This is a genomic window from Pedobacter cryotolerans, assembly GCF_005116475.1.
GTDB lineage: Bacteria > Bacteroidota > Bacteroidia > Sphingobacteriales > Sphingobacteriaceae > Pedobacter > Pedobacter cryotolerans.
Genome location: NZ_SWBO01000003.1, coordinates 466,820 through 487,058 on the forward strand (window position 1 = coordinate 466,820; position 20,239 = coordinate 487,058).

Here is a 20,239-nt window from a genome sequence, read left to right on the forward strand (position 1 = left end):
ATGCCTATTCGAGCTATTATCGTTATTTGTTAGGTATGTATAAATCAAATTTTTATTAAATTTTAAAATCCTAGTTTTGTCATTCCGACTTCGGAGGAATCTCAAATAATAAAAATTATCTTAGAGATCCTTCGCTGCACTCTGGATGACAAAACGAACTAAATGTAGCGTCAATGATATTGATTTTTATGAAATAAATTAGTTAAATACAGCCTTGGGACTAACTTTAAAATGAAAAAATGCAATTACTTTTCAAACTATTATAATAAAACATACGAAGTCTTTATTACTGTTAAAAAACACTTCGTATGTTTAAAAAGGCAGCCTTCACTTTTTTAATTCTTCATTCTTCCTTGCTCGCTTTCTGTACCTGTAGAGCGGCGGCGTGCTGGCTTAATTTCGTTTTTACCAAAACGATAACTAAAGCTAATTCTACCCAATTGCGTATCGTTTTTCTGGTATAAATCATATTTTAACCCAGGATATGCACTCGTAATATTACTTTCATTGGTGTTAAACACATCGCTTAGCGCCAATTTTAAGCCCGCTTTTTTGTTAAATAACGATTTACTTAAACCCATATCTACAAAATATCGGCTACCAATGCTTAAAGTTCCATAATCTAATGGCGATTCGTAACTTCCACTTAATTCTGCAGTAAGACCTGGTACAATAATAAATGTGTGCTGCATTTTAAATTGAAACGATGTTTTTCCGGTTCTTAAATCTTGCCCTGCTAAGTTATCAGATTCAAAAATCAAGTGAAATACATTTAAATTATTGTTCATATCCCACCACTTAAAAGGTTTTATTGGTATGTTTAAATTAGCACCATAACTTACGTTTTTAGCTAAATTGGCGTTGGTTTGATATAAGGCCTTTCTTTCTTCATCTGGCAATAAAACCTCGGTAATTACATCGTTAACTTGGCTATAGTTTACAGATAATAAATACTTCTGCATAAATGTATATGATACCTCGAAATTATTGGTGTATTGTGGGTTCAAAAACGGATTGCCTTTATTGTAAGTATATTCATCCAAATAGTAAACAAATGGGTTTAGTGCGTCGTAACTTGGTCTATCAATTCGGCGACTGTAAGAAAAGCCAACTTGGTTATTTTTTGATAACGTTTGCTGTACAAATAGCGTAGGAAAAAAATCTACGTAACTTCTTTTTACCACCTCGTTGTTGGTTATTAAATTACCTGTAGAATTGGTTTGCTCTACCCTTAAACCTAACTGTACACTTGTACTTTTAAACTGCTTATTTACGTTGGTGTAAACTGCGTTTACGTTTTCATCATACACAAATTGGTTACTTCTTCTAACATCGTTTTGCCAAGCATTATTAACCAATTCTTCGGCTCTTAAATCGTTATCTGTTTTAACCCAACTGCTTTTTACACCCGCTTCTAACTTTACAGTTTTGCTTAGTGAGGTATTGTAATCTACCTTAAAAGCTTTAATATCAATAATTGTAGGTGTTGTATTTCTAATTAAGTTTAATGGTCTAATTCTGTTACCGTTTGCAAAGCGATAATCATTTTCGTAATCGGCAATATCTTTTCCGTTAAAACGAGAATAATCTAAATCTGCCGAAAGCTCTGAACCAGCTGTATCTAAAATTGATTTGTAGTTTAAATTATAGGATAAATTATTGTATTTATTGCTTGATATGGAGTTAGAAGTAAGTGTAGAATCTATCTGACTAAATGATGGTCCGATTAAGGTATTGTTATCCGTATTCTCGTTTCCAGTGTTTAAATAGCCTGTTACCAAAAATCCGAATGTATTTTTCTTATCTAAAAAATAATCTAAACCTGCTTTAAAGTTATTATTTTGGCGTTTTCTGTAGCTATTACCAATCTGGCTAAAATAAGTATCTGGCGTACCGTTAGAAATACGATCTATCGTTAACATATTACTATTTGTAAAAAATCCGTAGTTGTAATTGCCAAACACATTAACTTTATTAGTGCGATGGTTTAAGTTTAAACCAGCGTTGCCTCTAAAGTTTTTGCCTTGTGCTGCGGTTAAAGTTACACTCCCATTTGTGCCGCCATTTTTATTCTTTTTGGTTTTAATATTGATGATGCCTGAGTTACCAGCAGCTGGATATTTTGAAGAAGGGTTGGTAATCAATTCGATGGTTTCTAATTCAGAACTTTGCATATTTCTAAGCAAATTGGCAACATCAGCATTGCTCATGTAGGTTTGTTTACCATCAAGCATTACTAAAACGCCTTGCTTGCCTTGCATCGAAATGTTATCATTCTGATCTACGGTAACACCTGGCGCTTTTTGTAAAACCTCTAAAGCAGTAGAGCCAATGGCCACACTGCTATTCTCAACATTCATTACCAATTTATCAACCTTACGCTCTATTAAAGGTTTGGTAGCTGTAATGCTCACGGTGTTTAGTGTTTTCCCTTCAGTTTTAAGGATAATTTTATCTAAAACTAAATTGCTTTCAGTTAAGTTAAACGGATTGCTTTTGTATTTACTGTAACCCATCATATTGGCTCTTACAAAATAATTACCAGCGGTTATGTTTACAAATTCGAATTTACCATCGGGTGTGGTTAAAGCAGTTTTAACTAAGGCAGAATCAGAAACTTTAAAAAGCCCTACCGTAACGTAATCAACTGGTTTGCTTTGCTCATCGAAAATGATACCACTAATTGTACTTTGCTTGGGTTGGTTTGCAAAACTTAAAGTGGTAGTAAAAATGCTTAACAAAAGGATGTAAAGAGATTTCATATTTGTGTTTGTTTGGTTTAAAATTTAGGCAATAAAATTCCATCGCGTTCTCACGCAAATTTTTTAACACCTGTAAATTTTGTTTTAGTTTAAAAAGACCGAAAGCCTTTTTGCTTAGTTTGTATTGTGTAGACGATAAGAAGTTGCAAAAGGTTACAAGAAATTTTAAGTTTTTACCTTTTGGTATTTGGCCCACAAACAAAAAGCCTGTGTAAATTTAACTTACACAGGCTTTTACACTATACTTTAAAGTTTAAAAAAATTTTATTTCATTCCTAAAACATCAACACCTTGATCAAAAACAATGTCAACTGGAATGCCCTTTTTACTCAAGCGATCTAAATCTGCTTGCAATTCTGGTGCGATAATTCCTTTGGCCTTTTGTGCATTTTCAACCGCTAATCTATCGCCATTTCCTTGTAAAGTGATAATTAAATTACCTAAGCCATTCATTGCCGTTGCGAACTTATCAAAATCTACTTTATAGGTTCCTTTTGCTGTTCTTTGAAAAGCACCTTGTTCCTTAAAATAGTTAAAACATTGCATGTTTGCTTTACCGTGTGCGCTTGATGCTCCAAAACGTACAGAGCGTAACAAACCGGCCATAAATGTGGTGTAATATTCTTTAATGTCGCCAGTTAATTCTCCTTTTTGAAGCAAGCCTGTAACCATGTACAAGCCTAAAATATCGGCTTTGCCTTCTTCTAACCACGAGTATTGTTCTTTTAATGCAGAGCGAACAGTGCCTTTGCCGGTAATCGTGTTTTTAATACCCAAACCATGTGCAACTTCATGAAACATTACATTGGCAAAAAATGCATCAAACTTAATATATTTTTGTTGCTCAGCATCTATTAACTCTTTAGCAATTGGAACTAATATTTTATCAAACTTAGCTTGCATTGCATTTTTTAATTGGGATCTTCTTGTTCCCTTCTGCTGCTGAATTTCTTCGTCGTTGGGCAAGTTAACTGCAATCGTTTTTGAGCCTGCATTACAATCGCCAGCGTAATAAACCACATCATAAGCGTTTAGTTCAGAGTCTGTTCCCGGAACTTCTTTTTTGTACTTTGCATCAACGGGTAAACCTCTTTGCAATTCGGGCAACATGGCAACATATTTTGCCAAACGTTTGCTCCACTCTTTATCTTTTACCAAAACATAAGATTCAAAAGCCGCACGAGCATTAAATAATTTGTCTTCATAATTTTCTATCGGACCAATAATGATATCCAATCCGTTAGTTTTCATGTCTAACCAAGCCAAATCACTTGCCTTGTAGTTATCGGTAACTAAAGCATCGGCACGTAAGTTTAGGTATTTTTTAAAACTGGCATCATCAGTTAATAGTGCCGCTTGTTTAAGTAAACTACTTGCTCTTTGCAATTCTGTAGCATAAATAACATGGTATGGTACCGAAATCAATTGATCTTGCTCTGTTCTAATTACCGAGTATAAACCAAATTTGTCTTTAACATCAGATTTTTCTAATTGCTCTTTAGTCATCCCGGCAGGGTAAAATGTGCCGTTTAAAGTTTTAGCACCAATGCCAGCAACAAAAGGTTTGTCTCCATTTAATCTATCCCAAGGCCCGTAATTAATCATTACAAATTGCTTGGTTTTTTCGTCTTTTATGGCGTTTAAAAGGCTGTCGCGTTGCGGATATGCTTGTTTCCAGAACAATTCATCCATAATTTTTGCCGCTTCAATTAATAAGGGCAAAACTTTTCTTTCGCTTACACTTAATGCATTTAAGTTAGTTGTTAGTTTAACTTTCTCATATATTTTTAGCCTATTGTCTACATAATCTAGTAAACTATCTGTTCCATTTTTTTTAGTTTTTTCTGCTGTTTTTTGTTCGCTACTTGTACATGAAAGCACACTTACTGCAAGCGATAAACCAAAAAATAATAGGCTCGTTTTATTAAATTTCTTCATTAGGGTTCGAAATTGTTTTTCTATTAGTTACAATGCACTAAATTAGTAAAAAATATAAGCAAGCGTAATTTTATATTCGCAGCATCACCTCAAATAACATACTATTGAAAAAGTCATTTTTAACCAGCACAGCCCTAATTATTTGCGGTTTATTACTAAGCAACTGTAGTACAAACAAGTACGCCGCTACCGACAAGGTTTATAAAACAATGGCAAAAGATTTTGCCAAAACCATTCAAGCTACCCCACCCGAAGGACAAACGATAGATTCCTTAAACAACGAGCAATATTTTGTGGGCACGGTAAATATGGGGATCAGAAAGCCAAATTTTGTAATGATACACCATACGGCACAAAATTCATTAGATCAAACTTTGAAAACATTTACCCTAAAAAGAACAAGCGTAAGTTCTCATTACGTAGTTAGCCGAGACGGAAAAGTAGTACAAATGGTTAACGATTATTTGCGGGGACAACATGCAGGTGCAGGTAAATGGGGTAATGAAACTGATATGAATTCGGCTTCAATCGGCATAGAAATGGATAATAATGGAACAACCGATGTTTGGACAGATGCTCAAATTAATAGTTTATGTGCTTTATTAGGCACCTTAAAAAAGAGATACAACATTCCAACGGCTAATTTTATTGGCCATGCAGATTATGCACCTTCGCGTAAGCCAGATCCAAACAATTTCCCATGGAAAACTTTGGCAAAAAAAGGTTTTGGTTTATGGTACGATGATGTTTTGCAAATGCCACCAGCTGATTTTGACACAACATCTGCACTGCGAATTATTGGCTACGATGTTAAAAATTTAGGCGCTGCAATTACTGCTTTTAAACGCCATTTTGTGGGTACAGATTTAACACCAAAATTAACAGAACCAGATCAATTGATTTTATTTAATTTGTACAAGAAGTATATGTAATTTTCTAACCACATAGGCACATAGTTTTATCTATGTGCCTATGTGGTAAAATTTTAGCTATGCCTTCGGTTTCCAAGCTTCCTTTAAACCAACTGTTCTGTTAAATATTAAGTTGTTAGTTGTAGAGTCTTTATCTACCGAGAAATAACCTTTACGGATAAATTGATAACCTACACCTTGCTCAGCATTGGCTAGATAAGGTTCGATGTATGCTTTTTCTATCACTTGCATACTATCAGGATTTAAGTAATCTTTAAAATCACCTTCTTCGCTGTCTGGAGATTCTACAGAAAACAAACGATCGTATAAACGCACTTCGGCAGTTTTTGCATGTGCCGCACTTACCCAATGGATGGTTCCTTTAACGTTGATGCCGCTGGTATCTTCGCCACTTTTAGATTCTGGTATGTAAGTACAATAAACTTCGGTTACATTTCCATTTTCATCCTTTTTGAAGTCAGTACATTGTACAATGTAGGCAAATTTTAATCTTACAGTTGCTCCAGGAGCCAATCTGAACCATTTCTTTGCTGGTTCTTCCATAAAATCTTCACGCTCAATCCATAACTCGTTGCTGAAAGGAATTTCACGAGTTCCGCCTTTATCTTCCGCTTCTGGATTATTCTCGCCAATTAAAATTTCTTCACCTTTGGTATAATTGGTAATAATTAATTTAATCGGATCAAGCACAGCCATCACTCTGTTTGCTCTTTTATTTAAATCTTCGCGAATGCAAAATTCTAATAAGCTTAGCTCAATTAAATTTTCTCTTTTGGCAATGCCGATACGCTCACAAAATTCTTTGATGCTTTCTGGCGTATAGCCTCTTCTGCGTAAGCCAGAAATAGTTGGCATTCGAGGATCATCCCAACCACTCACCAAACCATCATTTACCAATTGCATTAATTTACGTTTACTCATTACCGTATAAGTAAGGTTTAAACGTGCAAATTCATATTGTTTAGATGGAAAAATCCCTAATTTTTCTATGAACCAATCGTACAATTCGCGGTGCGAAACATATTCTAAAGTACAAATAGAATGGGTAATATTTTCGATGCTATCGCTTTGTCCGTGGGCAAAATCATACATTGGGTAAATGCACCAAGCATCGCCAGTACGATGATGGTGTGCATGTTTAATGCGGTAAATAATCGGGTCTCGCATTAACATATTTGAGCTAGCCAAATCAATTTTTGCCCGTAAAGTACAAGCGCCATCTGGTAACTCGCCACTTTTCATTTGAGCAAATAATTCCAAGTTTTCAGCTATGCTGCGATTTCTGTAAGCACTTGGTTTGCCTGGTTCAGTAGGTGTACCTTTTTGCGCTGCAATTTCATCAGCTGTGCTATGATCTACATATGCCAAGCCATCTTCTATCAGTTTTACGGCAAAACCATGTAACTGATCAAAATAATCAGAAGCGTATAATTCGTTTTTCCACTCAAAACCCAACCAATGTATATCTTCTTGTTGGCTGTCTACATATTCTGTTTTTTCTGTAACCGGATTGGTATCATCAAAACGTAAGTTAGTATAACCACCATATTTTTGGGTTAAACCAAAATTTAGGCAAATTGCTTTGGCATGGCCGATGTGTAAATATCCATTAGGTTCTGGTGGAAAACGGGTAACCAAAGTTTCGTATTTCCCAGTACTTAAATCATTCTCTATTAACTCTTCAATAAAGTTTAATGATTTTTCTTCGCTCATAATATATTGTAGATTTTGAACCCCAAAGTTAATGATTTGCAGCCATTTTAAGGTTGTTTTTGGTGGTTTGATTAATAAAACGACTAAATTATTTTACATTTACTGCTACTTTAGTATCAAATATGAACAAAACATTGAACAGACCGATTAGGGTTTTAGTGGCAAAAGTGGGTTTAGATGGGCATGATCGTGGTGCAAAGGTAATTGCAACTTCGCTTAGAGACGCTGGTATGGAAGTGATTTATACTGGTTTACGCCAAACGCCAGAAATGGTGGTAAATACGGCGCTGCAAGAAGATGTTGATGCCATTGGCGTTTCCATTTTATCTGGAGCACACATGACGGTTTTTCCGAAAATCATCAATATCATGAAAGAGAAACAATTAACTGATGTTTTGTTAACTGGCGGAGGAATTATTCCTGATGCCGATATTAAAAAACTACAAGATATGGGTGTTGGAGGATTATTTCCGCCAGGAACACCAATGGCAAACATTGTTGAATATATAACTAACTGGGTAACAGAAAATAGAAATTTTTAAGCCATGACTTACAACCAAATCTTAGCAGAAGTAAAAGAAAATATACTTTACATTACCATTAATAGAGAACCAAAACTAAATGCATTAAACAAAGAAGTTTTAGCAGAACTGGCTGATGTGATTGCTTTTGCCGCCAAAAGCGATGAAGTTAGAGGCGTTTTGTTAACGGGTGCGGGTGAAAAGGCTTTTGTTGCAGGTGCAGACATTTCAGAATTTCAGAATTATAATTTAGCCGAAGGAAAGGAATTGGCCAAATCAGGTCATGCTAATGTTTTTGATGCAATTGAAAACTGCCCAAAGCCTTTCGTTGCAGCCATAAATGGTTTCGCCCTTGGCGGAGGATTAGAATTAGCCATGGCTTGCCATATTCGTATTGCAAGTGAAAATACAAAATTGGGCTTGCCAGAAGTTACTTTAGGCTTAATACCAGGTTATGGCGGCACACAACGTTTAACACAATTAGTTGGTAAAGGTAGGGCGATAGAAATGATTACCACAGCTAATATGATTACAGCAGAAAAAGCTGCACAAATTGGTTTGGTAAATTATGTGGTTCCTCAAGCAGAGCTGATTAGCAAAGCTGAAGAAATTTTAAAGAAAATAAAATTAAAAGCACCTTTGGCTATTGCAAGTGCAATTAAAGCTGTAAATGCATCTGCTGATAAAGAATTAAATGGCTTCGAAGTAGAAATTAATGAGTTTGCAAATTGTTTTCAAACCGAAGATTTTAAAGAAGGCGTAACCGCATTTTTAGAAAAAAGAAAAGCAGTTTTTAAAGGAAAATAGTTAAAAATTTTACCTTTTTTTTTTAGAAATTAGTTTAAATTTCTTTCAACTTAAAGAATTATTACCTCCATTTTTTTTAAAATTTTTGTAGAAAATTGATTTGTAAACTATTTTAATTTAAAAAGCCAATTTCAATTCTTTTTCCAAATAATTACATTTTTTAACCCTAAAGAAATATAATTAATCGTTGAGAAATCACCTTTTCACAATTAGTATAATTTTGTTAAAAAACGTAAAATTCAGTGTAGAAAATATTTCCCAAACTAAATTTTTAATTATCTTAGCTATTATTTTACAAGTACATAGCTCTTTATGAAGAAAATTTTAATTATAGATGACGAAGTTAATATTGGACTGTTGTTATCTAAATTCTTGATAAGAAATTCTTTCATAGTTGAAACTACAACAAATGGTAGTTCGGCAATGGATCATCTTTCTAAGCAAAGTTTTGATCTAGTTTTATGTGATTACCGTTTAGAAGATACCGACGGTAAAGAAATGCTAATTAAAATTAAAGAAAGCTATCCAACAACTGGAGTAATTATAATTACAGGATATTCTGATATTAAGCTGGCTGTAGAATTAATAAAATTAGGAGCTTATGATTATATCACAAAACCTTTATATCCAGACGAAATATTAAACACCATTAATAAAGCAATTGATATGCAAATTGCTTTATATTCATCTAATAAAGAATTAGAAGATAAAGATAAAAAGAACAAATCTAATAAGCAGGCAAAGCCTGAAACTGGAGAATTTGTAGTTGGACAGAGCGCTGCTTCTAAAGATTTAATGAAGCAAATTATGTTAGTTGCCCCAACTTCATACAGTGTTATTTTAACTGGCGAAAGCGGAACGGGTAAAGAATCAGTTGCTAAAACAATACACTTAAACAGTTCACGTAGCGATAAACCTTTTGTGGCAATGGATTGCGGATCTTTAACCAAGGAATTGGCTGGAAGTGAGTTTTTTGGTCACGAAAAAGGTTCTTTTACTGGAGCATTGTATACTAAGATTGGTCATTTCGAAATGGCAAATGGCGGAACATTGTTTTTAGATGAGGTTGGAAATTTATCTTACGAAATACAAGCCGCTTTACTAAGAACAGTACAAGAAAGAAAAATTAAGAGAATTGGCAGTACAAAAGAAATTGATTTGGATGTTCGTATTATCGTAGCAACAAATGAAAATTTGTCAGAATCAATTCAGAAAGGAAGGTTTAGGGAAGATTTATACCATCGTTTTAATGAGTTTTCTATTCATCTACCACCAATAAGCCAAAGAGGCAAAGACATTATGGTTTTTGCAGATACATTTTTAGTTACAGCAAATGAAGAGTTAAGCAGAAATGTTCTCGGCTTTTCGGAAGAAGTAGAAGAATGCTTTTTAACATATAATTGGCCTGGCAATGTACGTGAATTGAAAAATGTGGTAAGAAGAGCGACACTTTTAACCGAATCTGAAGAAATTCAACTGAAAGCTTTGCCTTTAGAGATTTCTACTTATGCAAAAGCTACAGCTATTGAAAATGCAGTAGAAAATTCAATAGTACGCTCTGCAACTACAAGCAAACCAAGAGATTTGAAAAACGCAGCCTTAGAAGCAGAATATGATGCAATTTTAAATGTGTTGAGAGAAGTAAATTTTAATAAAACAAAAGCAGCCAAAATTTTAAATATAGATCGTAAAACACTCTACAACAAAATGAAAGCTATAGATTTAGATAGTTAATTATGGTTTAAACTTCTCATAAAACAAAAGCTTCTTAAAACATTTCAGAGGCTTTTGTTATTTATAGGTATAACTAAAGAGCTCTGCAATGTCTATATTTACATATAAACAACGAAACAACATTAACCTAGTTATTATTATAGCATTAGGTTGTCTTATAGCCTATTCGCTAACAGGTATTTTTGGTTCATTATTAAGTACGCTTGTTTTATATACTATACTCAGACCCGGTTACATTTATCTAACAGAAGAAAAAAACTGGAACAAAAGGCTAACGGCTATTTTGTTACTTCTTCTCTCCATTGTTGTACTTATTTTACCCTTTTATGCTTTAAGTAGTATGGTAATTGAAAAAATTACCGAATTAAAAAATGATCAAATTTACTTTAAAAATTTGCTCTATAAATTACAGCATTTATTACCATTAGAAGGCAAAGCACAACAAATAATTGAAGATGGTTTAAAAAATGTGGGCACTTGGGCAACAGGTCTTTTCCCCTCACTTATATCTGGCGTTTTTAATATTGTATTAGGCCTATTACTAATGTATTTTTTACTCTACTTTATGCTGGTAGAAAGAGAATATTTTGAAAATGCTTTGGTAAAATATGCCCCTTTTAGAGAGCAAAATGCCAATCGCTTTGCAGAAGAAATGCGAAATACAACTTATGCAAATGTGGTTGGCCAAGGTTTTATTGCTTTGGTACAAGGTTCTTTATTAAGCTTGGCATTTTATGTTTTAGGTTATAAAGACCCCTTATTTTGGGGAGTGATCACTACATTTATTTCATTAGTACCCTTATTAGGTCCGCCGGTAGTATTTGTACCTGCTGCATTATTACAGTTTGCAGATGGAAATAATTTTGCTGCTTGGGCAATGTTAATTTTTGGTTTTGTGGTAATCATTAACATTGATAATGTACTTCGATTTATGATTGCAAAAAAAGTTGGGAATATTCATCCAATAATTACTGTAATTGGCGTAGTTATTGGTATACCTTTATTCGGTATATTAGGGTTAGTTTTTGGACCGCTGTTATTGTCATATTTTTTCTTGCTGATTAGAATTTACGAAACAAGTTCTAAGGCAACAGAAAGATTAGAAAGAATTAAAACAATTCATGAACATGAGGAGTTATAATTTAACAAAGCAGCATACCAGTATCCTAATAGTTGAAAAACAATTGTAAACATTAAAATTAAATATCATGAATGATAATTCAAAAGTAGTAGTAGCATTATTAGCTGGTTTAGCTGCAGGAGCAGCATTAGGTTTGTTATTTGCACCTGAAAAAGGAAGTGAAACAAGAGACAAATTAAATCAGAGTTTAAAAGATTTTGGCGATTCTATAAAAGATAAAGCTGCCGATGAAATTAACAATTTAACTAGTTTAAAAGATAAAGTTGTAGATTCTATTAAAACTAAATTACGTAGTGTTGAAGAAGAATATTCTTCTGAAGTAGAAAACGTATAATTATAACACCAAAATATAATGGAAGAAAATAAAGAGAAAGATTTAGAAGATATTTTTTTAGATGCAAAAGAATATATAGATACCAGAATTGAATACACAAAACTTTCTGCAGTTGAAAAAGGATCTAAAATTTTTGCAGATTTAATTACTAGTGGAGCGGTAATCGTATCTTTTATTTTAGCATTTCTTTTTGCATCTTTTACCCTAGCTTTATTTCTTTCTGATGTTTTAGGAAGTTATGCAAGAGGTTTTGGTTGTGTTGCAGGAATCTATTTATTACTTTCAATTATAGTTTATTTAACGAAAGATAAGTACATAGAAAAGTTGCTTGTAAATATGTTTATAAAAAGATATTTTGATAAAGTAGCCGATAAAGACGACGACGATGAAGAGAAATTATAGTCATATTAATACTTTAGAAGATTTACACAATGAAGTGCATAGGCTAAAAGTAGACTATAAGCGCCGTGGTGTATTAATTAAAGAAGATTCGAAGCATTATATTAAAAGATTTTCTATTGGTAACATGTTTAGAAAGTATGCCACTCCAAATGGTTTGTTAAAACTTGATGAGAACACGCATATTACCAGTAAAATTATGTCTATCGCATTGCCAATGTTATTAAACAGCACAGTGTTTAGAGGCTCTGGAGTTATCACAAAGGCAATTGGAGCATTAGTTTCGGGTAAACTAGGTAAATCTTTAGATGCAGAAAATTTAACTGGAGCTTTTAATATGGTAAAATCTCTATTTGGTAAAAAAACAAAAAAGAAACAGGTAGGTTTTGTTGATTACGGCATCCCACCTGATAGTGAAACTTATTAGTTCATTGGTTCACTCGTTCATTAGATGTACAATGGACTATTACTTAAAATAAAGGTCTTAGCAATTTGCCAAGACCTTTATTTTTTTATCAATCGTTACCTTGAGTTATTTCAGGGTCTTCGTGCAAAGCAGATGCTGATCCCGTACGTACGGGACAGCATGACGATAGATCTTACAAATCCGTCTTAATCTTCAATTCTTTCAATTGTTTTTCGTCAATTGTACTCGGGCTATCAATCATTACATCTCTCCCTGAGTTATTTTTAGGGAACGCAATAACATCTCTAATTGAATCTAAACCTGCAAAGATTGAACATAATCTATCGAAACCAAAAGCGATACCACCATGTGGAGGTGCGCCAAACTCAAAAGCATCTAACAAGAAACCGAACTGTTTTTGAGCTTCATCAGGACTAAAGCCTAAATGTTTAAACATTAAGGATTGTAGTGTTCTATCATGAATACGAATAGAGCCACCACCAATTTCAGTTCCGTTTACCACCATATCATAGGCGTTGGCACGAACGTTTTTAGGATCGGTATCTAACAATGCGATATCTTCTGGTTTTGGTGATGTAAACGGATGGTGCATCGCATGGTAACGTTCAGTTTCTTCATCCCATTCTAAGAGAGGGAAATCTAAAACCCAAAGCGCAGCAAATTTATCTTTATCACGCAAACCTAAACGCGTTCCCATTTCTAAACGTAATTCGCTTAATTGTTTACGAACTTTGTCTGTTCCGCCAGCCATAACTAACACTAAATCGCCTGTTTGGGTTTGGCAAGCTGCCGACCATTTTGCCAATTCTTCTTCATTATAGAATTTATCTACAGAAGATTTTAAAGAACCATCTTCATTATGACGAAGGTAAATTAATCCTGTTGCACCAATTTGCGGACGTTTAATAAAGTCGGTTAATTCATCTAATTGTTTACGAGTATAATGCGCACAACCTTTTGCGTTGATTGCGATAACTAATTCTGCATTATCAAAAACTGGGAAATCCTTACCTTTAACGATATCGTTCATTTCGATAAACTTCATCTCAAAACGAGTATCTGGTTTATCAGAACCATAAAAACGCATCGCATCTGCATATTGCATACGCGGCACTTCTGGCAAATCGTAATTGCGAACTTCTTTAAATAAAGTACGGATCAAGCCTTCGAAAGTATTTAAAATATCTTCTTGTTCGATGAAAGACATTTCACAGTCAATCTGTGTAAATTCTGGTTGTCTATCGGCACGTAAATCTTCATCTCTAAAACATTTTACAATCTGAAAATAGCGGTCGAAACCAGAAACCATTAACAATTGTTTAAATGTTTGTGGAGACTGTGGTAAAGCATAAAACTCGCCACCATTCATACGGCTCGGAACCACAAAATCTCTTGCGCCTTCTGGTGTAGATTTAATTAAAACAGGTGTTTCTACTTCAATAAAATCTAAAGCATCTAAATAACGGCGAACAGATTGTGCCATTCTGTGGCGCAAAATCATGTTGTTTCTAATTGGATTACGACGTAAATCCAAGTAGCGATATTTCATGCGTAAATCATCACCGCCATCGGTTTTATCTTCAATTAAAAACGGAGGTATTTTAGCAGCATTTAAAATTTCTAATGCAGTAACTTTAATTTCAACTTCTCCTGTCGGGATTTCTAAATTTTTATTAGAACGCTCTACAACAGTTCCGCTTACTTTAATTACAAACTCACGGCCAAGGCTACGAGCGCCTGCGCATAAATCTGCATTATCATTCATGTTAAAAACCAATTGGGTTATGCCGTAACGGTCGCGGATATCAACAAAAGTCATCCCGCCTAAATCTCTAGAATTCTGCATCCAACCGCAGAGTGTTACATTTTCGCCTAAATTTTGCAGTGTTAAAGCACCGCAAGTTGTTGTTCTTAACATCTTTAAATTAAATTTTGAGCCGCAAAAATACCGATTTTGTTTTAAAGTTTTTGAGGGAAGATTTACGAATTTTTTTATGCTGGTAAAAACACATCTGCAGGTAATTGGAAGAAACGGACTAATTTTTGAGCCATTTTTAAAGTTAGTTCCCTTCTTCCAGATAAAATCGAAGAAACATGGCCCTTAGAACCAATAATTGACTCTAAATCTTTAGATTTTAATCCTTGTTCTTCCATTTTATACTTAATAATATCAATAGGGCTAAGCTCTGGAAGTTTGATGTTTTTACTTTCATAATCACTTATTAAAAGTATAAGAAGTTCTAACTCATCAGACTCAACAGTACCTTCTTCTGCTTGAAATATCTCTATTGTACGAGTTAAGGCTGCTTTATACTCAATTTCTGTTTTTAATACTTTTGTTATTTTCATATTAATATTTCTTAAATGCTAAATCAATATCAAAAGGTATTGTCGATGCATCAATTTTATCATATTCGGTATGTGTACCAAACCATATTACATAAGCTGCTCGCTTTTTAAAATTGATAGAGATAATTAAGCGGAAATCATTTCCTTTAATATTAAAAATTATTCTACCGTTAGCGACAAGGCTGGCATTTTTATAAACATCTCTTAGTTGATTAAAATTGTCGAAAGAATGCTTTTCAAACTCCTTTAGCCAAGCAAGAATTGATTTTTCTGCTTTAGGATATTTTATTGTATAGTGTAAAATTGTTCCTTTGGCAATTATGTTCATCATACAAATATATGTTTTCTTTTTGAAAACTTTCAAAAGGAATAATTTTTTATAAAAGGATGGATATCATCAAAGGATTTTTTTAATTGTGATATAGTAGTGGGTTGTTGCTGGTTTAGCACAAGCTTTTGTTAACTAAACCCGATGGCACGGAAAGCCTCCGATTCTTATCGGAGCTTGGAGGAACAGCGGGACGAACATTAATAAATGCTCCTGAACCTGCTTTACCCATAAACCCCCTAAAGAGGACTTGAGCTTGACGATTAGATTTTCCTATTTGCTAAGAAGTCCCCTTTAGGGGATTTAGGGGTTCTAAACTTTTTTTCTACCTTGATGCAACGTTTTGAAATTTACAATGTCTTTTAATCAGAACGCTTTAGAATTTGGAAACTGTATACATAGATAAGCACGTAGAGTTAGTTAACGAATGCCGAAATGGTAATCGGAAAGCACAATTTGAATTATACAAATTGTATGCTAACGCGATGTACAATGTTGCCCTAAGAATTGTAAATGATGATGCCGAGGCAGAAGATGTTTTACAAGAAGCTTTTTTAGATGCTTTTAGTAGAATAAAAGATTTTAGACAGGAAACAACTTTTGGGCTTTGGCTAAAGCAAATTGTAATTAACAGAAGTATAAATTATTTACGAAAAAGAAAGCTGGAGCTAGTAAGCTTAGATGAGGTAGAAGTTGCCGATGAAATTGAAACAGATTTTGAAGAAACAACATTAAAGGTTGATGCCATTAAAACGGCAATGAACGAATTGCCAGATGGATATAGAGTGGTACTAACGCTTTATTTATTTGAAGGTTATGACCACGAGGAGATTGCACATATTTTAAAAATAACAGAAAATACATCACGCTCGCAGTATATGAGAGCAAAAAGAAAGTTGAACAATTTATTAGAAACGAAGGGAGTAGCAAGATGAAAGATAAATTAGAGGGGTTTGTAAAAGACAATAAAAAACAGTTTGAGGTTAATGGTCCGTCTGACAAATTATGGGCGAAAATAGAGACTGAACTTGATAAACGTGAAAAGCCAAAAAAGTCCTTTAAACCTTACCAATGGATGAGTATTGCCGCCATGTTGGTAATTAGTGTAGGTGTATATTTTACCTACAATTATAGGCAAGCAAATAATATCGATGTGGCTGATATAAATCCGGTGTTTGGCCAGCAAGAGGTAAAATTTGTAAACCAAATTGAGCAAAAAAAAGACAGCCTAGATTTTTACGCTGCTGCAAACCCCGATTTACATAAAAGATTTACGGAAGATTTAAAAAACTTAGATGAGGAATATGAGCGTTTAAAAGCGCAATTACCGCAAAGTCCTAATCAGTTATTTACCGTAAAAGCGATGGTAAAAAATCGCGAAATGCAATTGCAAGTTTTAAAACAGCAATTAATGATTATAAACCAAGTCAATCAATATAAAAAGGAGGAGAGTTCAATATGAAACCAAATTTAATCTTAAGTATCACAAGTATGTTATTGCTTTCGGTACAGGCAAATGCACAAGAGCAGCCGAATGTAAATGTAACTACAAATAACAAAACATCGTTAAATGTTGCGACCAACAACAATATACAAGTGGCTACAACCAAAAATGGCAAAAGCACAACTGTTGTTTATGGCGCTAACTACAACTTGCAAGATGATACGCCTATGAAGGCAAAAACCATTTCTAAATCTTTTGCCATAGATAAAGGTGATAAAGTTAATCTATCTAATCAGTACGGTTCTATTACTATAAAAACTTGGAATAAAAGTGAAGTTAAGGTTGATGTAGACATAAAAGCCTATGCCAAAACTGCTGATGAAGCGCAAAAACTAATTGATGATCTTTCTATAGAAGCTTCTAAAACCGGAGATTTAGTAACTTTTAAGACAGAAAGAGGCGATAGAAACGGAAATTGGGGTAGTAATGTTAGAAACGGAAAAACCATTTGGCGCAGAGAAATAAAAGTTCATTATGTAGTTTATATGCCTGCTAGCAATTCTTTAACAGCATCTCAGCAATATGGCAATATTATTTTAGATGATTTTACAGGACCAACGTCTTTAAAATTGCAATATGGAGATTTAATTGCTGGAAACTTGAGCAATACCAATAATTACGTATCTATCCAATACGGAAAAGGTAATGTAAAAGATATGGGCGGCGCAACTATTAAGCACCAATATGGGAATGGTTTTACCTTAGAAAACGTAGGTAATATCGATCTAAATGCACAATATACCGCAGTTAAAATTGGTAATATTAGAGGTACGGCAACTATAAAGCACCAATATGGAAACGGCACAACAATTGGTAGCGTTAGCGGTGGTGCAATTAATGTAAATACACAATATGCACCAGTTAAAATTGGCAACCTAAATTCAAATATTACAAGCAGAGCGCAATACGGAAAAATCATTATTGATGAAATTGAAGCTGGTAAAGATGTTGATGTTGATGCGCAATATTCTTCTGTAAGTTTAGGTTTTGCCAGTAACTATGCAGCAGATTTTGATGTGAGAACACAATACGGAAATTTTAAATATGGCGCAAATGTAACCGCCAAAAAAGAAGATGATGGAAAAAGCTATAGTTCTAACAAAAATTATACTGGCCAAATTGGCAAAGGTGGTAGCGCCAAAGTAAATGTTAAAGTACAATATGATAATGCTACTTTTAAATAAATAGAATAAACCAAACAAATTATAGCTTAGCCTGTTGATGTAAATCGACGGGCTTTTTTTTATATTCGCCTCATATAATTTAACTATGGAATTTTTAGCCACTCCAGAAGCCTGGATCTCTCTTTTAACCCTAACCATTTTAGAAATTGTTTTAGGGATAGACAATATTGTTTTTATCTCAATTTTGGCTGGTAAATTACCAGAAAATCAACAGAAAAAAGCCCGCCAGTTAGGTTTGGCTTTAGCAATGATTACTAGGGTTTTATTGCTATTATCATTAAGTTGGGTAATGGGTTTAACCGCAAATATGTTTAATATAGGCGATTGGATTGGTGTAACAAATGAAGAATGGTTAGCTAAATTAGGTATCTCTGGTAGAGATTTAATTTTACTAATTGGTGGTTTGTTTTTGATTTACAAAAGCACACACGAAATTCACAACAAACTGGAAGGTGAGGAAGAAGATGGTGCCAAAGTTAAAGTACATTCATTTGCAGGAACCATTATACAAATTTTAATATTAGATGTAGTATTTTCATTAGACTCGGTAATTACCGCTGTTGGTATGGCAGATCATATCGAAATTATGATTGCAGCAGTTGTTATTGCGGTTATTGTAATGATGTTTTCGGCAGGTGCAATTAGCAATTTCGTAAACAAACACCCAACTGTTAAAATGTTGGCTTTGTCTTTCTTATTGTTAATTGGAGTTTCATTATTAGCGGAAGGTTTTGACCAACATATACCAAAAGGATATATTTATTTTGCAATGGCATTCTCTGTATTGGTAGAAATGCTGAATTTAAAAATGAAGAAAAATAACAAACCTGTTCAATTGAGAAATACACCTCACGAAGAAATTGAAAAATAAAAGTATTTGAAAAACATGGTCAGAAGGGCGTCGGTAACGGTAGCCCTTTTTTTTGCTTGAAGGCTTTGCTAATACGTGTCGTCACCTTGAATTTATTTCGTGGCCTGGGTTCAAAACCAACTCACTCAGCTTGAAAATTACTTCAGTAAAACATGATGTTCTTTTGACAGAAAATTAATTGCAACAATATTGCATTTAAAACTTTATGCTTACTTTTACAAAAAATCAGTCTCATGCAAAAAGAAAATATATTTGATGTAATCATAGTTGGCGGCAGTTATGCAGGTTTATCTGCTGCTATGTCCTTAGGTCGCTCATCAAGAAGGGTATTAATAATTGATAGCGGCAAACCTTGTAATCAGCAAACCCCACATTCCCATAATTTCTTAACCAGAGATGGCGAAACACCAGCAAATTTAGCGGCTATTGCAAAAGCACAGGTTTTGGCTTATCCAACAGTTAAAATGATTAATGCTTTTGCAGAAAGCGCCGCTAAAACCAATTTGGGATTTGAAGTTTCAACTGCAGATCATCAAAAATTTTTAAGTAAAAAACTTGTTTTAGCTACGGGTGTAAAAGATATTTTTCCAAACATCATCGGCTTTGCCAAATGTTGGGGAATTTCTGTATTGCATTGCCCCTATTGCCATGGTTATGAGGTAAAAGGTAAAAAACTTGGGGTAATTGCCAATGGCGAAATAGGATTTGAGTTTAGTAAACTCATTTATAATTTGAGCAAAGATTTAACCATTTTTACTAACGGAGCAATAGAGATTGATCAAGCAAGTCAGCAAAAGTTAGCGTCAAAAAACATCAACATTGTTGAAAAAGGGATTGATGAATTATTTCATGAAAATGGATTGGTAAATACCATAAAATTTAAAGATGGAAGCACACAACCAATAGAGGCCATATTTGCTAGAGTTGGGATGGAACAGAACACAAAAATAATTACAGATTTAGGTGTAAAACTAACCGATTTGGGTTATGTTGAGGTTGATTTCATGAAAAAAACCAATGTAACTGGAGTTTTTGCTGCTGGAGATTGTACAACCATGTTTAGGGCGGTTGCCGAAGCTGTTGCTGCAGGAAATATTGCTGGAGCAATTGTAAATAAAGAATTGGTAGCTGATGAGTTTTAGTGTTTTCTTTTGAACTGTTCAATAAAATCTTCGTTTCTTTGTGCCTTTGATCAAGATTAATGAGTTAGGTATTTAAAACGGTCGTCATTGCGAGGAACGAAGCAATCTATCATGGAGGTTGGGCAAACTGCGCAGCTTAAATCCAGGAAAGAT

General features: G+C 33.9%; 19 protein-coding genes. 13 read left to right on the forward strand and 6 right to left on the reverse strand.

Features of this window, described 5'->3' with window-relative positions:
• Positions 1–335: 335 nt before the first annotated feature.
• On the reverse strand, positions 336–2,762 hold the full coding sequence (locus tag FA045_RS07605; RefSeq protein ID WP_136876116.1) for a TonB-dependent receptor domain-containing protein: 2,427 nt from the start codon (positions 2,760–2,762) through the stop codon (positions 336–338).
• A gap of 264 nt (positions 2,763–3,026) precedes the next feature.
• Complete coding sequence (locus tag FA045_RS07610; protein WP_136876119.1) at positions 3,027–4,700, reverse strand: dipeptidyl-peptidase 3 family protein; 1,674 nt, start codon at positions 4,698–4,700, stop codon at positions 3,027–3,029.
• A gap of 104 nt (positions 4,701–4,804) precedes the next feature.
• Here FA045_RS07610 and FA045_RS07615 point away from each other — a divergent pair, with 104 nt between their 5' ends.
• Entirely contained in the window at positions 4,805–5,632 is an 828-nt protein-coding gene (locus FA045_RS07615) for an N-acetylmuramoyl-L-alanine amidase (protein ID WP_225871299.1), read from the forward strand.
• A 57-nt stretch (positions 5,633–5,689) separates the two neighbouring features.
• On the opposite strand, the gene FA045_RS07620 is transcribed toward FA045_RS07615, so the two are convergent.
• Positions 5,690–7,345, reverse strand: coding sequence for a glutamine--tRNA ligase/YqeY domain fusion protein (locus tag FA045_RS07620; RefSeq protein WP_136876121.1), 1,656 nt, complete (start codon positions 7,343–7,345; stop codon positions 5,690–5,692).
• A gap of 122 nt (positions 7,346–7,467) precedes the next feature.
• Between FA045_RS07620 and FA045_RS07625 the strand changes: the two genes are divergently transcribed.
• The 7 genes from FA045_RS07625 to FA045_RS07655 all read left to right on the forward strand — a co-directional run bounded on the left by FA045_RS07625 (position 7,468) and on the right by FA045_RS07655 (position 12,708).
• Positions 7,468–7,887, forward strand: coding sequence for a cobalamin B12-binding domain-containing protein (locus FA045_RS07625; RefSeq protein ID WP_136876123.1), 420 nt, complete (start codon positions 7,468–7,470; stop codon positions 7,885–7,887).
• A gap of 3 nt (positions 7,888–7,890) precedes the next feature.
• On the forward strand, positions 7,891–8,673 hold the full coding sequence (locus FA045_RS07630; RefSeq protein ID WP_136876125.1) for an enoyl-CoA hydratase/isomerase family protein: 783 nt from the start codon (positions 7,891–7,893) through the stop codon (positions 8,671–8,673).
• A gap of 312 nt (positions 8,674–8,985) precedes the next feature.
• Positions 8,986–10,407 carry a sigma-54-dependent transcriptional regulator gene (locus FA045_RS07635; protein ID WP_136876126.1) on the forward strand — a complete coding sequence of 474 codons (1,422 nt, stop codon included), beginning with the start codon at positions 8,986–8,988 and terminating at the stop codon, positions 10,405–10,407.
• An 88-nt stretch (positions 10,408–10,495) separates the two neighbouring features.
• Positions 10,496–11,548, forward strand: coding sequence for an AI-2E family transporter (locus FA045_RS07640; RefSeq protein WP_136876128.1), 1,053 nt, complete (start codon positions 10,496–10,498; stop codon positions 11,546–11,548).
• A 67-nt stretch (positions 11,549–11,615) separates the two neighbouring features.
• Positions 11,616–11,882 carry a YtxH domain-containing protein gene (locus FA045_RS07645; protein ID WP_136876130.1) on the forward strand — a complete coding sequence of 89 codons (267 nt, stop codon included), beginning with the start codon at positions 11,616–11,618 and terminating at the stop codon, positions 11,880–11,882.
• Positions 11,883–11,900: 18 nt separating this feature from the next.
• On the forward strand, positions 11,901–12,284 hold the full coding sequence (locus FA045_RS07650) for a phage holin family protein (RefSeq protein WP_136876132.1): 384 nt from the start codon (positions 11,901–11,903) through the stop codon (positions 12,282–12,284).
• A complete protein-coding gene (locus FA045_RS07655) occupies positions 12,268–12,708 on the forward strand; it encodes a hypothetical protein (RefSeq protein ID WP_136876134.1) in 441 nt (146 codons plus the stop codon). The genes FA045_RS07650 and FA045_RS07655 overlap by 17 nt, the downstream gene beginning before the upstream one ends.
• Before the next feature lie 172 nt (positions 12,709–12,880).
• Here the strand turns inward: FA045_RS07655 and aspS are convergent, their stop codons facing one another.
• The 3 genes from aspS to FA045_RS07670 all read right to left on the reverse strand — a co-directional run bounded on the left by aspS (position 12,881) and on the right by FA045_RS07670 (position 15,388).
• The gene (aspS, locus tag FA045_RS07660) at positions 12,881–14,626 is read right to left on the reverse strand and encodes an aspartate--tRNA ligase (RefSeq protein WP_136876138.1); all 1,746 of its coding nucleotides are present in this window, start codon (positions 14,624–14,626) and stop codon (positions 12,881–12,883) included.
• Positions 14,627–14,700: 74 nt separating this feature from the next.
• Positions 14,701–15,057: a helix-turn-helix domain-containing protein gene (locus tag FA045_RS07665; RefSeq protein WP_136876140.1), complete on the reverse strand. Its 357-nt coding sequence runs from the start codon at positions 15,055–15,057 to the stop codon at positions 14,701–14,703.
• 1 nt (position 15,058) lies between these two features.
• Positions 15,059–15,388, reverse strand: coding sequence for a type II toxin-antitoxin system HigB family toxin (locus FA045_RS07670; RefSeq protein WP_205943115.1), 330 nt, complete (start codon positions 15,386–15,388; stop codon positions 15,059–15,061).
• Positions 15,389–15,768: 380 nt separating this feature from the next.
• On the opposite strand from FA045_RS07670, the gene FA045_RS07675 reads away from it, so the two are divergent.
• The 5 genes from FA045_RS07675 to FA045_RS07695 all read left to right on the forward strand — a co-directional run bounded on the left by FA045_RS07675 (position 15,769) and on the right by FA045_RS07695 (position 20,086).
• Positions 15,769–16,320, forward strand: coding sequence for an RNA polymerase sigma factor (locus tag FA045_RS07675; protein ID WP_136876142.1), 552 nt, complete (start codon positions 15,769–15,771; stop codon positions 16,318–16,320).
• A complete protein-coding gene (locus FA045_RS07680; protein WP_136876144.1) occupies positions 16,317–16,847 on the forward strand; it encodes a hypothetical protein in 531 nt (176 codons plus the stop codon). Before FA045_RS07675 ends, FA045_RS07680 begins: the two co-directional genes overlap by 4 nt.
• On the forward strand, positions 16,844–18,073 hold the full coding sequence (locus FA045_RS07685; protein ID WP_136876146.1) for a hypothetical protein: 1,230 nt from the start codon (positions 16,844–16,846) through the stop codon (positions 18,071–18,073). The genes FA045_RS07680 and FA045_RS07685 overlap by 4 nt, the downstream gene beginning before the upstream one ends.
• 85 nt (positions 18,074–18,158) lie before the next feature.
• A complete protein-coding gene (locus FA045_RS07690; RefSeq protein WP_136876148.1) occupies positions 18,159–18,944 on the forward strand; it encodes a TerC family protein in 786 nt (261 codons plus the stop codon).
• Positions 18,945–19,177: 233 nt separating this feature from the next.
• Entirely contained in the window at positions 19,178–20,086 is a 909-nt protein-coding gene (locus tag FA045_RS07695) for an NAD(P)/FAD-dependent oxidoreductase (protein ID WP_136876150.1), read from the forward strand.
• Positions 20,087–20,239 lie beyond the last annotated feature (153 nt).